The organism is Candidatus Magnetaquiglobus sp., assembly GCF_058402785.1.
This window is the reverse complement of sequence record NZ_JBZVFG010000004.1, coordinates 72,496-89,924: the sequence shown is the minus strand read 5'-3', so window position 1 is coordinate 89,924 and position 17,429 is coordinate 72,496. Positions and strand designations below refer to the sequence as shown.

The window sequence follows — 17,429 nt, the reverse complement described above, 5'->3', positions numbered from 1 at the left end:
CCGTTGCGGGGGACCGGGGCCGAAGGTCCCCGGTCCCCCGCAACGGGGTCACTCTTGGCGCGGCATCAGTGCGAAAAATGGCCCAACGCCGCCCTCAGATTCGCTTCGGCATCGATGAGAAAATTGGCGCGCACCACCACCTTCTCCGCCTCCATCAACCCTTCGAGAATCTCCACATACCCACCACCCTTGGCTCCGGCACGCACCGCACGCGGCTCATACAACCCCTCGCCACGCTCCACCAGCACCACCTGACGCGCCCCACTGTCCAACAACGCCGAATCCGGCACCGAAATCGATCCCTCGCCCAACATGACCTGCAATCGCAACGTGGCCTGCAACGCCGGTCGCAACTGCCCGTCCGGATTGGCCAACTCCACCCGTACCTTGGCGGTGCGCGTCTCCGGAGAGAGCATCGGTTGAATGAAGGCGATCCTGCCGGTAAAACTCTTGCCAGGCTGGGCGTTCAAAATCACCTCCACCTCCTGCCCCTCCCGCACAAACGGAAGATCCTGCTCGAACACGTCCGCCAACACCCACACCACCGACAGATCGGCAATGCGATACAACATCTCGCCAGGCATGAAACGCATCCCCTGCACGGCACTCTTCTCGATCACCACCCCGGAAACCGGCGACGGAATGGTCACGGTGCGGGTGGCAACCCGCTGCGCGACCAACTGCCGAATCCGACTCGCGGGCAAATCCCAGTTGCCAAGCCGGGCCAAGGCGCCCTCGGCCAGATCGTCGGCAGTGCGCCGGGTTTCGACATCCGCCTGCTTCAACGCCTCGCTGGCACGCAACGCCGCCAGATACTCCTGCTGGGCCTGCAACACCACCGGGGCATAGACCTCCATGAGCGGTTGACCGCTCTTGACCTTCTGACCGGTGACATCGGCATGCAACTTCTCGATCCACCCCTCATACTTCAGCGTGACCACCCGCAAGCGGCGCTCGTCCACGCTCACCGCGCCCACGGCACGAACCTCGCGACTCAAGGAACGCTTCACGGCGACCTCGGTCTTGACGCCCAGCTTCTGCACCTTGTCCAGATTGATGCGAACCGCGCCCGATCCGGCATCCCCGGCCATCTCATCCTCGTAGACCGGGATGTAGTCCATGCCCATCGAATCTTTCTTGGGGGTGGGCGAGATGTCCGGCTGGCCCATTGGATTGCGATAATAAAGGATTTTTCGCTCGGCATCGCCCGCTTCGACCAAAGATGGCGGGGCCAGCATCGCAGACAACACCACCCACCAGACCATCTTCATGAACGGCATTCGTCCGGATCCGGCCCTGTTCATAAATCTCCTCCCACCAACCGTTCGATTTCGGCCAAACGAACCTGCTGATCGAATTGCGCCTTGAGCCGTTCGATCTGGAATTTTTTCAACCGCTGCACCGCGTCCAACACCATGCTTGCCTCGGTGATGCCGGTCTCGTACCCCTTCAGGGAGGAGCGCACCGCCACCCGCGCCTGGGGCAACAACACCTCGTCGGCGGTCTTTTCCACCTGCCTGGCCTCCTCGAGGCTCAACAATGCCTCGCGCAGACCTGACTCGAGTTGCAAGCGGGCCGCGTTCCAACGCTCCCGCGCTGCTCCCGTTTTCGCCTCGGCTTCCCTCTCCCCAGCCCGACGCCAACCGGTCACCACGGGCAGATTGAGGTTCACCATGGCCTCGAAACCGTCCTTCATCCCCTCGTCCTTGCGATCCACCAGACCAAAACCCAGTTCGAGATCCGGCAGCCAGTTCTTGCCGGCCAGTCGCTTCTCACCCTGAGCACCCTCCAGACGGGCCTGACTCATCTTCAAACCCGGATTGAACTCCATTGCCCGCTCCAAAAGCGGGAGGAATCGCAACGCCTCCTCCGCAGGGATCGGACGCATTTGAGGATGCTCGACCAAAGGGGCGTCTGGAGAGCGGTTCACCAACGCATTCAACCGGGCGCGAATCCGATGACGCTCCTTCTCCATGCGCGCCAACTCCGCGCTCATCGCCCCACGTTCCGCCTCGGCGGAAGTGGCCTCGGACTGACCGCCCATCCCCTGGGCATACCGCACCCTCGCCAATTCCACCAACGCGCGCATCACCTGAATCAACTCCGAGGTGGCATCCATGGAGAGATGAACCCGGTGATAGTCGGCATAGGCGCTCTTGATGCGCATCACCACCTCGGCCACCCGCTCCTGCAACTGCCCCTCGGCCTCCCGATGACCGGCCTCGGCGATCTCCCGTTTCGTTTGACGCTTGCCCCAGCCCGGAACTTCTTGAATCAGGGTGTATTTGTAAATGGCCGTGCGGCTCGGCCAGCCGGCATCGTTCCGGGAGATGTCGTCGAAGGTGAGCTGAAATTTCGGATCCGGCCAACCGTCCGATCCATCCACCCGCGCCCTGGCGGCATCACGCTCCAGGGATGCGGCGGCCAACTCCGGATTCATGCGCCGGGCCAGCTCCAACAGTTCGCCGACCGATGCCCCCACCGGGGTCACCGCATCCGCCCAAACGGTCTCCAATGCGCCAATCAGCATCGTCACCGCGCATAATGCGATCGAAACAGCTCTCATGGCATCCAATCTTCCCCAAGGTTTCGAATCAGAATCCCCTTGCACGCCCCCCAATCCGGATGATCGGGGACCGAAAAAGTCTCCAGATGCGCCGGGACCAGCACTCCGGCGCGATTTTTCACGTCATGGGTGCCGATCGGCTCGCCTGCCCATCCCCCTGGAATGAGATCGGTCAACGAGACGGACCCGTCCCCCGGATGTTCGACACCCCAATGGAGGTGGGCCGGACGATTGGCCATCCGGATCCGTTCCTCCCCATCGACCACCACCACCGCATCGGGAATGCCGTCAATAAGCTCCAACAGCCAGGACTTGAAACGACGCGCTCCGGTCAGGGTCTCCTCGGTGCGCCGGGCGATCAACAGAATCTCCAGGTTGACCGCCAACTGCTGGGTCATCTCCAGGATTTCACGCAGATGCGCCCCGAACATGGCATCCAGGGAGGCCAGTTCCAGCACCCCGAGCAGCCGTTCGCCACGCAGGACCGGCAGGATCAGCAACGAGCGCGGCGACACCGAACCAAGCCCGGACTGGATCTTCCAGAATCCCTCCTCGGGGAGATTGAAGGCCATCGGTTGATGGTCGATCGCGCACTGCCCCAACCACCCCTCGCCGGGACGAATCGATTCGGGAGCCTGATCATCGCCAAACCGACCCACCCGCGTCAAACCGGCCTCGGCGCCTTCTCCCTCCAGAATATACAGGGTGGCCTGATGCACGGGAAAGAATTGACTCAACTGACCGAACCAGCTGCGGCTCAGGCTTTCCAGATCCCGGGCTTGCTGCAAGGTGACGGCGAATTCGGCATGTCGGCTCCTGGTGCGCGCCTCGACCACCAGTTTCTCCGCGGCTTCGTGGGTCTTGGCCATCGCCTCCCGCTTGGCACGCGACTCGCGCATGGCGCGCAACCCCATGAACAGCAAGGCAAACACCCCGAATCCGGCCAGAAAGATCACCAGCAGCCTCTCTTCCAAGGGCGTGGCGCTCTCCAGATCGCCGAGCAGCACCAACGACCAATCGCCGGCGGGATCGTTCCAACGCACCGGCGCCATCGCGCGGGCATGGCGCCTCTCGCCGATGATCATCTCCTCCCGATAGACATCGAATGGCAGGGAGTGGGGGACATTGCCTTTTTCGTAACTCTTGCCAAACTGGTTGAGTTTGGCGATCTCCTCCAACTGGCGCGGGGTGGGATCCCCGTTGAGCCGGAAAAGCCAATCCTTTTCGGTGGTCGCGAAGACCACCCCTTGCGGGGAGAGCAACAGGGAGAGGGTGCCCGGCACGGCAATCTTCTGATCCAGATAGTCTCCCAACAGCTTGATCACCACCACGCCGATGATCGTCCCTTGCCGGGTGGTGCCGGTATAAATGGCATCCGCGACATAAAGGCCACGTTCGAGCGTCTTGGAACCGACCGCGGCATAGACGTTCTCCTTGCCGGCCATGGCCTGCTGCCAATAGGGTCGGAACTTGATGTTCTTGCCCACGCTCGATTCGTGATCGCTCTCGTGGACCACGATCTTGCCCTCGTTGTTCATCACGTACACCCCGTCGGCATCGAGCATCAGCCGCGCCACCTGCATGCGCGCCAGCCCCTCGGGGTCGTTTTGCGAACGTTTGCCGGTCACCAACTCCTTGAGAACCGGTTCGTTGAGCCCCAGCAGGGAGGTCACGCCCATGGCCTGTCCCCGCATGGTCTCGAGTTCCAGACCGATCGCCTCGCGTTGCGTCTTGCCATCGAGCTGGTTGCGGTAATCCCGTTCCATCACCGACCGGAACAGATTGCCAGCCAACATGCCGCTCGCCACCGCCACGAGCAGAATCAGCAGGATGGCGATCCGTCCGTGATTCAACAACCAGTGGGAGAGGACACGCATGGCCTAGACCTCCACCTGGCAGGCGGCGAGAGACTCCTGGAGCGCGGCCAGCGCATCCTCGAATTCGTAGGCCCGCAATGCCTTGTCGATGCGACCCCAGTTCGCGCCGCAGGCGGATTGAAACAACGAGGCATCCCCGCTCCAGATCTCCTCGGCCTCGCTGCCGAAGTCGGCCAGCACTCTGGCCAGTTTCCGACCCACGATCGCGAGTCGCTCCCGATCGATCGCCGCGGCAACCGGCTGGATCGGCGACGACTCCTCGGGCAGGGCACGTCGAAGACCCGCGATCACGGTACGCAGAGGCGGCTCGATCGCCTCGAGAAGCGCTTCGATGGCCTCCCGTTCGGCGTGATTGCGAATCGCCGATTCGATCCCGCCAGACTGCTCCTGCAAGCCGCTCGCGCCGATGTTCCCCGAGGAACCCTTGAGGGTATGGGCCTCCCGTTCGGCGGTGATCCAGTCGTCGGCGTCCAGCGAGGCGCGAATCCGGGCGAGCACATCGGCCTGTCCGGCCAGATACTTGCGCAGCATGGATAGATAGAGGGGCTTCTTGCCCACCACCCGTTTGAGTCCGAGGTTGACATCCAGCCCGTCGATGTCACGCGGGAGGCCGTCCGCCCCTGCGGGCTGGAGCGGCGGAGCGACGGAGACCGGCTCGGTCGAAAGCGGAGCGGGGATCGGTTGTGGCGTCACGACGGGAGCCGCGACCACCTGGCGCGGAGGAATCCACTTGAGCAGCGCGCGCCACAAGAGGTCCGGATCGATCGGCTTGGCGACGTGATCGTTCATCCCCGCCGCCGAGCAGCGTTCCCGATCCTGTTGCATGGCGTTGGCGGTCATGGCCAGAATCGGCAGCCCGGCGAGATCGGGAATCTTGCGAATCTCCATGGTCGCGGTCACCCCATCCATCACCGGCATCTGCATATCCATCAACACGACATCGTAGCGATGCCGTTGCACCATCTCGACCGCGATCCGGCCATTGTCCGCCAACTCCACCACAAAACCGGCATCCTCCAGGATCCCCTTGGCCACCTCCTGGTTGAGATCGTTGTCCTCCACCACCAGAATCCGCGCTCCGGCAATCGTGGCCAGATCGTTGGCCGCATCGCTCGGCTCACCGGCATGCCGCTCCGCATCCTCGGGGTCGTTCCGCTCCCCGCCCAGAAGTCGCATCACGCAATCCAGCAGCATCGATGCATTGACCGGCTTGATCAACACCTCGCCGATGCCGGCCTCCTCGGCATCCTTCAACACCTCCTCGCGTCCATAGGCGGTGACCAGCGAAAGACGCGGCATGCGCCGCAAGACCAATTCCTGAATCCGTTCCGCCGTCTCGGCGCCGTTCAACACCGGCATGCGCCAATCCAGAAACACGATCTCGAACGGCGTGCCGCGTCCATCCGCCACCCGGATGGCGTCGATCGCCTGATAGCCCCCTTCCACCCCCTCGACCACGAAGCCCATCCCACCCAACAGATCCATCAACACCACGCGGGCGTTGTCGTTGTCGTCCACCACCAGCACGCGCCGTCCGCGCAGGTCCGGACGGGGCACCAGCAACCGCTCGGATTTCTGCCCCTTGCCGAGTCGGGCCGTGAACCAGAAGGTCGATCCCACCCCCACCTGGGACTCCACCCCCACTTCGCCCCCCATCAGCGCGGCCAGATTCCGGGAGATGGCCAGTCCCAGACCGGTGCCGCCGAATTTGCGCGTGGTCGAGGCATCCGCCTGACTGAAACTCTGGAACAGCCGTCCCATCTGCTCCTGGGTGAGGCCGATGCCGGTGTCGCGCACGCCAAAGCGCATCAGAACATCCCTGGAACGCTCTTCCAGCTTGCGCACCACGATGGTGATCTCGCCGCGGTCGGTGAATTTGACCGCGTTGTTGCAGTAGTTGATCAGAATCTGTCCCAGACGCAACGGATCGCCGATCAGGGCGTCCGGGACATCCTGGGCCACGTCGAAAATCAGCTCCAACCCTTTGGAACTGCTCTTCTCGCCGATCAGATTGGTGACGTTATCGAGCACCCTGGTCAGTTCGAAGGGGGTCTGCTCGATGGAGAGCTTCCCGGCCTCGATCTTGGAGAAATCGAGAATATCGTTGATGATCCCCAACAGATGCTGGCCGGACTGCCAGATTTTTTGAATCTGATCGCGCTGCCGGGTGGTCAAATCGGTTTTCAGCACCAGGTGCGACATGCCGATGATCGCGTTCATCGGCGTGCGGATCTCATGGCTCATGTTGGCCAGAAAATCGCTTTTGGTGCGTGCCGCGTCGTCGGCCAGCCGCTTGGCCTCCTGCAAGACCCGTTCGACCTCCTTCTGCTGGCTGATGTCCCGCAGGGAGAGACAGATGTTGACGCCGCGATCGTCATCGACCGCCAGACGCGAAATGCCGACCTGCACCGGGAACGGACCATCGTCCCGACGCCTGCCGGCCCGTTCGCCGTCCTCCGCGCCACGCCAGAAGGGTTGGGCCTTGGGATCCTCCTCGGGACCGAGCGGCAGGAGCGTCTCCACCCCCAGACCGTCCAACGCGCCTCGGGCATAGCCGAACATCGCCTCGGCACGGGCATTGGCCAGGATGATCCGACCCTGGCCATCGACCACCAGCAATCCATCCGGGGCCGATTCCACGATCCCCTTGAACCACCGTTCCGTGGCCGCGATCACCCGTTGCTGGGCTTCGAGCTTTTCGGCCTGGGTCAGCAGTTGCGTGGTCTGCTCCTGGGTGGCCTGCAACAGACGCTGGGTGCGCGCGGTGCGCTCCAGGATCTCCAGATTCATCGCCACGATCGGCAACAGCGCTTCGAGCAGAGCCTGTTCCCGCTCGTCGAACCCCTGGAAATTGGCCAGCTCCACCACGCCCATCAACCGATCGGCGCTCAACACCGGCAACAGCATGATCATCCTGGGTGGGGTTTCGGTCAGCGAACCGCCCACGCGGATGTAATCGACCGGCGGGTCGTGAATGATCAGAGGGGTCCGTTCCAGCGCGCACTGTCCCACCAGGCTTTCGCCGATCGCAAAGACCCGCGACAACTCCTTGCGCTCCCGGAAGGCGTGACTGGCCAACAGACGCAGATGTCTGGACTCCTCGTCGTGGATGTAGAACACCCCGTGTCCGATTCTCAAGATCGGCGCGAGCTGAGACAAGAATCGCCGCGCCAGGACCGTGAAGTTTCCGGATCCCTGCAACTCCGCCGAAATGCGTGCCTGGTGCCCCTTGATCCACTGTTCATTGGCGATCTGACGCGCCATGACGCTGTAGGCGCCCAGCGAATTGGCCAACTCCCGCACCTCGGTGGCCGCCGCCCCGAAATGAACCGATGGGGCGTGTCCGCCGGAGAGCATCGCCTGCACCAGTTCGTTCAGCCGTGCCAGGGGCAGGATGATCGAGCGCCGATAGTAGATCCCCAACACGCCGATGATCAGCACCAGGTTCGTCACCCCCAGCCCGAGACAGAGCTGCCAGACGATGCTGATCTGGTCATCGATGCGATAGAGGGTCCTGTACAGACGAGACCCGACCCGATCCCGGAACTGTTCGATGGGGGCGTGGACATTGTGGAGAACCCGCTGATAGGTGTCGTCGAACACCTGTTTCATCGCGGCATCCTTTTGACCCTGATTCATCAGGGTGAAGGCCTTGGACTCCAGATCGATCAGCTGATCCGAATGGCTTTTGGCCTGGGCGACCCAGCTGATCTCCTCGGTGGAGAGCTTCATGGCCATCAGGGCGGCCTCGGCCTTTTCGCGGGTCCGGTTATGCCGCACCTCGCGCCAATACTCCTCCTCTTCGCGGGTATCCCCGGTGGCGGTGAACACCCGGACGTGCATGGTCATCTTTTTGGAAGCCACGATCAACGCATCGGCCTGATGCAAGGCCGACTCCCGCAACAAAGCGATCCGATCGCGCTCCTTGGAGAGATCCCACAGGTAGACCAGACTGGCGGTGTTCAACAAGGCGATCACCAGGTAGATGCCGATCATCATCCGATTGGCCAGTTGAATGCGCATGCCGCTCACCCCACCGACCCGGATTCGGAGTCGCCGGACCGCGCCTGACCGGGCGCGGTGGTTTCGCTCTCCTCGAAGGTCACCACCGCGCCGATGATCCGCCCATCCCGTTCGATCGCGGTGCAGGCGTAATCGACCAGCAACGGGGTCCGGTCGCGACGTCGGCAGCGCACCTCCTGCCGGGTACGCGGGCGACCATCGCGCAGGGTCCGATCGATCGGCGTCTCGCCGGAGGCTGGATGCTCCTCGGCGCCGGCATGGAACAGATCGACGATCGCCAGGCCGATCGCCGAATCTTCGGGCATGGCGAACATGGCCAGGGCCGACCGGTTGATGAAGATGATCCGACCGGTGGCATCCACCCCCAGGATGCCTCCTTCGACCGCGCCCAGAATCTGCCGGCTCCACTCCTCGGCGGCGGTGGCCTGGGCCAGCAGTTCCGCGGTGCGCTCGGCGCGCAACAGGATGTCCAGACTCATGGCCACCGTGGGTTGCAACTCACCCAGCAGGGCATGATCCTCGTCGGTCAGGGGGCGGAACAGGGCCAGTTCCAGCACCGCGAAGAGCCGACCGGCGTGCATCACCGGTTGCAGCAGGATGGTGCCCGGCACGCTGTCCCCGAGCCCGGAGCGGATGTGGAAATAGCTTTTGCCCGGCCTGTCGAGGGTGAACGAACGTCGTTCCAGAGCGCACTGCCTCAGCAGCGCGCCAACGGGACGGGCCGTCTCCTCCGGCGTATCGCCGATCCCCGCGTAACGGGCCAGGGGAACGAGTCGTTGTTCCGTTTCGTTCCAGAGGCAGATGAGTCCGAGTCCCAGATTCAGGGGCGAGGCCAGCGACGACAGAAGCGTCTGGCCCAGCTCCAGGGGGGTGTGTGCCTGTTGCAGACGGGCGGCGATCTCGCCGACCAGAACGCTCCGGGCGGTCAATTGCCGCTGACGGGCATGGTTGGACTCAAGCTCCGCGAAGGCCCGCAGAAGCGGTTTGCGGACGCGACTCACCAGAGCGCGCGCAGCCAGCATGGCGCTCAGGGCCATGGCGCCCATCACCCCCAGCAGAACCGACAACAGATGGCCCGAGATCACCCGACTCTCGCTTTCCGGGGCAAAGGTCGCCACCCGGAATTTCTGTTGATGCACCATGAAGGGGTGCAGGCCGACCAGCCAGGCATCTTCCTGTCCGACGATCTCGGGAGGGATCCGGAAGGTTTCGCGATCGTCGCTGTTCGCGGCCAGCCGCAGGGCCTCGGCCAGGACCGGCAGACCGATCTTTCCGGATTCGCGCAGCACGGACTGAAGCACGATGTCGCGATTCGCGAAACGCTCCTCGCCCGGCAGACCCAGCACCTTGCCGTCCGAGGCCAGCAGGGCCACATATCCCTGCTTGCCGAAGCGCATCCGGGTGGTCATGCGCGACATGTCGTTGAGCAGCACGTCGAAGGCCACCACGAAACGCTGCCCGCTGGCCCGATCCGACCAGCTGGTGGAAGCGGTGATGCCGGGTTCCCTGGTGGTGGCGAAGATGTAGGGCTCGGTCCAGTGGATTTGATCTTCCGGGGTGGCCAGGGCGCCGGCGAACCAGGGACGTTTGCGCATGTCGTAATCCTGTTCGCGCCACTCCTCTCCGGCGGGGGTGCGGGAATTTTGCCAGGTGAGCCACTGGTGACGCCTGGGGTTCCTGTTCAGATCGGAGAGCCGATTCTTCCATCCTTCCGGATTCTTGAGCAGCATGGTCTCCCGTGCCCCATCGCTGGCCAGATGAAAGCTGCTGATCAGTCCGTGATTCTGGATGATCGGGATGAGCAGACCATTGAGGCCGGGTGTGTCATCCAGGCTGATCCGGCCATCCCTGGCCAGATCGCGAACCGACAGCAGCAGGGCATCGATCTGCTCGGCCATGGCCGCGAACTCCCGGGTCACCCGATCCGCAACGACCTGTTGATGCAAAAAGGCGTTGGTTTCGGCGAGCGGACGGGCCTGAAGCCAGTAGAACGGCACGATCCCCCCAAGGGCGGCGATCAACACGAGCATGGGGACCGATCTGCCGAGTCGCGCCAACAGGGCGGGGATGAAACCGGCATCAAAATGCGACGTTTGCCCCACCCCGCCAGACTCGGAGGGGAGGGGGTCAACCGATGCGGGGATGGGGGATGGCATGGTCACGGGGCGACATCCGCATGAGGTGTGTCGGCGAATCGCGCCCGGATGGCGAGGATATCCGGGAGCAGTGACCGGAACAAAGGCGCCAGACGGGGATCGAAATGGATGCCGGCCTGGGATTCGATGTAGTAGAGCGCATCCTCGATCTCCCAGGCCGGCTTGTAGGGACGCTCCGCGGTCAAGGCATCGAAAACGTCGGCAATCGCCACGATCCGGCCCACCAGGGGGATCGACTCCCCCTCGAGTCCCTCGGGATAGCCGCTGCCATCCCACTTTTCGTGATGGGTCAGGGCCAGGATGCGCGCGGTCTTGAGCAGGTCGTCGTCGTGTTCCCCGATGATCGCGCCCCCCATCTCCGGGTGACGTTTCATGATCGCCCACTCGTCGCCTTCGAGTCGGCCCTTTTTGAGCAACACATGGTCCGGAATGCCGATTTTGCCGATGTCGTGGAGTTGGGCGGCGTTGAAGAGCAGGTCGGCGCTCTCCTCGCCCATGCCGGCGGCCCGTCCGAGCAGACGGGCGAAGTGGCTCATGCGCATGACATGATGGCCGGTTTCGTTGTCCTTGAACTCCGCCGCCCGACCCAGACGCATGATGATCTCCCGGCGGGTGCGTTCCAGATCGGCGGTCCGCTCGGCCACCAGCCGTTCCAACTCGAGCGTCTGATCCCGCAACGCCAGATGGGTCTTGATCCGCGCCAGCACGATCGTGGGTCGGATCGGCTTGGTCAGATAATCGACCGCGCCCAGCTCCAGCCCGATCCGTTCGTCCTCCAGTTCGTCGAGGGCCGTGACGAAGATCACCGGAATCCGGCGGGTATCCGGGTTCTCCTTGAGACGACGGCACACCTCGTAACCATCCATGCCCGGCATCATGATATCCAGGAGGATCAAATCGGGCGGATTGGGAGAAGCGGCGATGCGCAAGGCGATCGCTCCCTGGGTGGCGACGCGGGTGCGGTACGGGGGGGTGAGCATCTCGGTCAACACGGTGATGTTGTCCGGGATGTCGTCCACCAGCAGGATGGTCCGCGGCAGAGGGGCGTGCGTGGACATTGGGCTATCTTGGTAGAGGGATCACAACTTGATTTGGCAATTCTGGGCGATTTCCCGCAATTTGTCCAGAGCATCCTCGAACTCGTATTGATCGATCAATCGCTTGAGACGATCCGCCTCCGGATGCATGCCCATGGCTCCCAATTTTTCGGAGATTCCCAACACCTTGCCGCTGGCCGTTGAGTCGTACTCTCCGAGCAGGACGGCCAATTCGCCCATTCCGGTGGCCAACTCCTCCCGATCCACCGTGACCGGCGCGGACGCCAAAGTGGGTGACGGAGGAGAAGGAGGGGGGTGGTTTTCTCCCATCGCCGCATCGATGGCGCGCACAAGGCGGGTCAACTCCGTATCCAGGGCGACGCGCGCCTCGGCGAACCCCTCCAGCTCCCCGCCTTTTTTCAGAATCTCCTCGACCACGCGGCTCCTCTCGACCAGATCGGTGGCGCCGATATTGGCGGCCAACCCCTTGAGCGTATGGGTTTCGCGAATGGCGGTGATCAACTCCCGATCCTTGACCGCAGCATCCAGACGGGTGACAAACGAGGTTTGCGTTTCACGGAATCGGACGATCATCTTGCGCAACAGGTTGTGACTGCCTCCCATGCGCTTGAGAGCCTGGGCGGTATCCACGCCGGGCAGATGGGGAACCGTGGGCGGGGCGGGCGGCGGGGCGGGCGGCGGGGTGGGCGCGAGCGCCGGGGGGTCGATCGGGGACGTGCCTTGCCGTTCGCTCCGGATCCAGCGCGCCAGGGTGACGAAGAGTTGCGACACATCCAGCGGCTTGGCGATGTGGTCGTTCATGCCGCACGCCAGGCACTTCTCGCGATCCTCGACCATGGCGTTGGCGGTCATGGCCAGAATCGGCAGATCCGCGAATCTGGGATTGGCGCGGATCCGGCGCGTGGCCTCGTACCCATCCATCACCGGCATCTGGCAATCCATCAACACCCCGTCGAAGGACCCCTGGTCGAGCCGGGTCAGGGCCTCGGCGCCGTTGACCGCCACCTCGACACGGATTCCGGCCAGTTGCAGCAACTCCAGGGCCAACTCCCGATTGATCGGATGGTCCTCCACCAACAACAGATGCCTGCCCATCAGGGCGGAGCGGGCCGCTTCCGGAATCTCCTCGCCGGGTTGGGAGTCGGCGCGCTCCGCCCGACAGGTCACATGCCGAAGCCCGAATCGGGCGGTGAAATGGAAGGTGCTGCCCACACCCGGCTCGCTCTCCACGCCGATTTCGCCATCCATGAGTTCCACCAGCCGTCTGCTGATGCTCAATCCCAGTCCGGTGCCGCCGTATCGGCGCGAGGTGGAGCCATCCCCCTGGGAAAAGGCCTCGAACAGCCTGCCGATCTGCTCCTGGCTCAAGCCGATGCCGGTATCGGTGATCGCGAACCGCAACCGCACATGGTCATCCTCGTCGGCGATACGGCTCACGGCCACCAGCACCCGACCCTTTTCGGTGAACTTGATGGCATTGTTGACCAGATTGGTCAACACCTGTCCCAACCGCATCCCATCGCCGATCAGAGCATCCGGCACCGTGGAGGGAATCCGGAACACCAGGTCCAACCCCTTGTCGCGGGCCTTGAGCAGCGAGATGTCGTTGACATGATCCAGCACCACCTTGAGCGAGAAGTCGGCCTGCTCCACGTTCATCTTGCCGGCCTCGATCTTGGAGAAGTCGAGAATGTCGTTGATGATCCCCAACAGATTCTTGGCCGCGCCCTCCACCTTCTGGATGTGGTTGCGCTGCTTGTCGCTCAACTCGGTGCGCAACACCAGATGGGTCATGCCGATGATGGCGTTCATCGGGGTGCGGATCTCATGGCTCATGTTGGCCAGAAAGTCGCTCTTGGCCTTGGCCGCCGCCTGGGCCTTGCCCATGGCCACGGTCAACTCGCGGGTACGCTCATCGACCAGCTCTTCCAGATGCTCCTTGTAGGCCTCCAGTTCCACCCGCGACCGCTCCGCATCCTCGGCCAGACTCAAGGCCGCCAGCCGCTGCTGGAACAGCTCGTCGGTGGACGGCTCCGCGGATTCCGGCGGATCATCCTGTTCCGGGGATTGAAACACCGGCTCCCGTCCGCGCTCCTTGGCCATGGCGTTGACCAGATGTTTCAACTCGATGATGCGCCGTTCGCGACCCAGGGCCAGCCGGTTGAACCGCTCCACATCCGCCATCCGATCCCGCAACGCCAGATTCTCGCGCAGTTTCTCCTCGACCTGCTTGCGTTCGGTGATGTCGCGGCTGATCCCCAGAATCCCCAACAGTTGTCCATGTTCGTTCCAGAACGGGGTGCGCACCTCCTCCAGAAGAACCCGGCTCCCATCCGGATAGACCACCCACGCCTCGTCGGTCTGGGGCTTGAGATCCGCCAGGGTGGCCTGCTCCCTGGCACGGAACCGGTCGGCGATCTCGGGTTCGAGCAGTTCGTGGTCCGTGCGTTCGATGATCCGATCCACCGGTTGACCGACCCGCGCCGCGAAGGCCTCGTTGCAATCCAGATAGACCCCTTCCGGATTCTTGTACCAGATCGGATCCGGGATCGCGTTGATCAGCGCCCGCATGGTGGCGCGCTGCCGTTCGATCTCCAGGGTGGTGAGCATGGTGTCGGTGATGTCCTGGGTCACGCCGTACATGTCGGTGGGCTCCCCCGACGGCCCGCGCACCAGATGACCGATGGTGTGCAACCAGGCCACGCGGCCATCGCTCGGACGCTTGTAGGCGTAAACCGCGTCGAAACGGGGCACGCGTCCGGCCAAGGCATCCTGGAAGTTGCTCCAGGTGGTCTCCGCGGCCATCTGGTTGCCGGCCTGGACGTTGGCGAACCACTCCTCGACCCAGCGGTAACGCCACCCCTCGCGCGGCGGATCGCCGCAGATGCGCGCGGTCCGCTCCGAGGCGTTGTAGTGACCCAACACATCGAGGGGCAACGGCAGATGCCAGTGACCGGCCTTGGTCAGATCGAGCGCGTTTTCGCTCAGGTAGTTGGCCAGGGCCAGCTTCTCCTCGGCCCGCTTGCGTTCGGTGATATCCTCCTTGACCGCCACGAAATGGGTGATCCGGTCGTTTTCGTCCCGGATCGGCGAGATCGATGCCTGTTCCACGAACAGCTCGCCGTTCTTCTTGCGGTTGAAGATCTCGCCCCGCCAGATCTTCCCGGAGTGGATCGTGGACCAGAGCTGACGGTAGTACGTCTGGTCCTGGATGCCGGCGTTGAGGATGTTCGGCGACCGCCCGATGGCCTCCTGGGCGGAAAATCCGCTGACACGGGTGAACTGGGGATTGACGTATTCGATGATCCCGGTCGGATTGGTGATGATCACGCTCACCGGACTGTTCTCCACCGCGTTGGACAGGGTGAGCAGCCTTTTTTGCTCCTGCATGCGCGCCGAGATGTCGCGAAACACCGTCACCCCGCCGATCAGCACCGCCTCGCGCCACATGGGCACGGCGGTGTATTCGACGAAAAAACCGGAGCCATCCTTGCGCCAGAACATCTCGCCATCGACGTGACAGGTCTCCCCCTCCCGATAGGAGCGGGCCAGACGGCACTCCTCGGCGGGATAGACCGTGCCGTCGATACGGGTGTGGTGGATGGTTTCGTGGAGCGGAGCCTTGGCCAGCTCCTCTTCGGTGAATCCCAGCATGGCCAGGGCGGCGGGGTTGACGAAGGTGATCCGACCCGACAGATCCATGCCGATGATGCCATCGGTCACCGAGGTGAGCAGCAACCGGCTGCGCGCCTCGGACTCGGTGAGGGCATCCTCCATGGCCCGGCGTTGGGTGATGTCCTGAATCGTCCCCACCACCCGCGTCGGCGATCCCCACCGGTCATCCTTGTCCATCACCGCGCCACGGGCCAGCAGGAGCCGTTCCCCGCCATCCTGGGTCATGGCGCGGAACTCCACCTCGTAACGGGTGGTTTCACCGTTCAGGACGGCGCGATCCATCTCCCGCACCCTGGGCCGGTCATCGGGATGGATGTTGGCGATCCACTCATCCCTGGAGATCACCCCGGCGGGCGGAAACCCGAGCATTTTCTCTCCGCGGCTGTTGACGCGCATGATCCGGGTGCGTGGATCCAGATCCCACACCCCGAGTTCGCCGCCGGCCAGGGCGGCGTTCAGGCTCGCCTCGATCTCGCGCCGCTGACGCACCTCCCGTTTCAGGCGTCGGTTCCAGAAAATGAAGGTGAGAAACAGCAGGACGATCCCGCCGATAGCCGGCCTGGCCCAGGCCAGAATGGTCGAGAGGTCGGTGCCGATTTCGATCCGGATGTTGAGCCAGGCGTTCTGGATGGCGTTGCGTTCGCGATCGCTCATCGCGGCCAGGGCCTTGTTGAGAATCGCCGCCAGTTCCGGTCGATCCTCGGCCACGCCAAACCGCACCTCCCTGGTCAACTGGGTGTGCGCGGCCACCTTGAGATTGTTCAGGTCGCCCTTCTGAATCTCGTGCATGCTTTCGAAAAGATCCCCGACAAAGGCGTGGGCCTCTTCGTCGGAGACCTGTCGCAATCCCTCCGGCAGGGTCTCCGTGGTCTCCAGCCGGATGGCGGGATGCTCCTTGAGCAGCTCCTCGTGGGCGCGAGAGCCGTTCACCACCCGTGTCCGCCGGTGGTGCAACCCCTCCAGTCTGCCGAGGAAGGGGGCATCCTGACGGGTGATGATCACCTGGGGAATGGCGAGCAGTGGATCGGTGACATGGAGTCCGGGGGGGATTTTCGACTGGCGGTCGATGAGCAGGGTAAGATCCGCGCCGGGGATTTTTCCAGGATCCGCGACCATCTCGAAGACGATGCCGAGCCGCTCGCCGATGGTTTTCAAGGTATCGATGGCGATCCCCTGGAGCCGACCCTGTTCATCGGGATAGGCGATCGGCGGCCAGGGGGCGGGAATCGCCACCTTGTGGGGACCGGGATGGTTGGCCAGCCAGTTCTTCTCCCCCTCGGTCAACAGGATGCTCTCCTGGGAGAGGGTCTCCACCTTGAGCTTGTGTTTGGCGTAGATCTCCGCCACCCGACCGGAGATGGCCATGGATTGCAGGGTGGCGCTCAGGCCGTTGGCGAGTTCGGCGTTCCGGGAGAACTTCGAAAAGCCGTAATAGTTGTCCAAGACTTGAGAATGCCGAAAAAAGGCATAGCCAAAGCCGGAAAAACCGAAGCCGGTCATGGCGCTCTCCAGCGCCCCCTGATCGAGAACCGCGAGGGTATCGACCCGTCCTTCGATCAGATCCCGGGCCAGGGCGTAATCGCTGCCGTCGGAGGCCACCTTCCGCAAGGAGGCGTCGCCATCGAAACGGGCAAAATAGGCGGTATCCTTCTTGATGCCGATCCGTTTGCCGGACAGATCCTCGTAATCGGTGATGCTCGCCTCGCGGCCCTTGGGGACCATGAAGAGGATGTCCTTGCGCTGCGAGCTGACCGGTCCCAGGAACTGGACATACGGTTCCCGATCCGGGGTGCGGATCACGCGCGGCACCACATCCACGGTCCCTTTTTTCAGCCGTTCCAGGCTCTCCGGGAAAGGGATGGCGTGCCATTCGACCTGCCAGCCGGAGCGGGCGGCAGCCTCGTCGAGCAGATCCTTCAAGGGACCGCTTAAAAACGCCCCATCGACGATCATCTCCGGCGGTCGATGGCGCAGATCGGCATGCAAGGTGCGATCTTCGTCGGCCAGACTCGTGGAGACGGGGAGGAACGATCCGATCAGGAGCCAGACCAGCATCAGCCAACCCGATCCGCCC

7 protein-coding genes are annotated in these 17,429 nt (G+C 63.4%); all 7 read right to left on the bottom strand.

What is annotated here, in order from left to right; translation table 11 throughout:
- Positions 1–65 precede the first annotated feature (65 nt).
- The 7 genes from ACV4UY_RS02640 to ACV4UY_RS02610 are packed head-to-tail and all read right to left on the bottom strand — an operon-like array spanning position 66 to position 17,410.
- Positions 66–1,271, bottom strand: coding sequence for an efflux RND transporter periplasmic adaptor subunit (locus ACV4UY_RS02640; protein ID WP_491606109.1), 1,206 nt, complete (start codon positions 1,269–1,271; stop codon positions 66–68).
- 29 nt (positions 1,272–1,300) lie between these two features.
- The gene (locus ACV4UY_RS02635; RefSeq protein ID WP_491606108.1) at positions 1,301–2,566 is read right to left on the bottom strand and encodes a TolC family protein; all 1,266 of its coding nucleotides are present in this window, start codon (positions 2,564–2,566) and stop codon (positions 1,301–1,303) included.
- On the bottom strand, positions 2,563–4,443 hold the full coding sequence (locus ACV4UY_RS02630) for a GAF domain-containing protein (protein WP_491606107.1): 1,881 nt from the start codon (positions 4,441–4,443) through the stop codon (positions 2,563–2,565). Before ACV4UY_RS02630 ends, ACV4UY_RS02635 begins: the two co-directional genes overlap by 4 nt.
- Before the next feature lie 3 nt (positions 4,444–4,446).
- Complete coding sequence (locus ACV4UY_RS02625; RefSeq protein ID WP_491606106.1) at positions 4,447–8,466, bottom strand: response regulator; 4,020 nt, start codon at positions 8,464–8,466, stop codon at positions 4,447–4,449.
- 5 nt (positions 8,467–8,471) lie between these two features.
- Complete coding sequence (locus tag ACV4UY_RS02620; RefSeq protein WP_491606144.1) at positions 8,472–10,622, bottom strand: PAS domain-containing protein; 2,151 nt, start codon at positions 10,620–10,622, stop codon at positions 8,472–8,474.
- 2 nt (positions 10,623–10,624) lie between these two features.
- The gene (locus tag ACV4UY_RS02615; RefSeq protein ID WP_491606105.1) at positions 10,625–11,680 is read right to left on the bottom strand and encodes an HD domain-containing phosphohydrolase; all 1,056 of its coding nucleotides are present in this window, start codon (positions 11,678–11,680) and stop codon (positions 10,625–10,627) included.
- A 21-nt stretch (positions 11,681–11,701) separates the two neighbouring features.
- A complete protein-coding gene (locus ACV4UY_RS02610; RefSeq protein ID WP_491606104.1) occupies positions 11,702–17,410 on the bottom strand; it encodes a PAS domain S-box protein in 5,709 nt (1,902 codons plus the stop codon).
- Positions 17,411–17,429 lie beyond the last annotated feature (19 nt).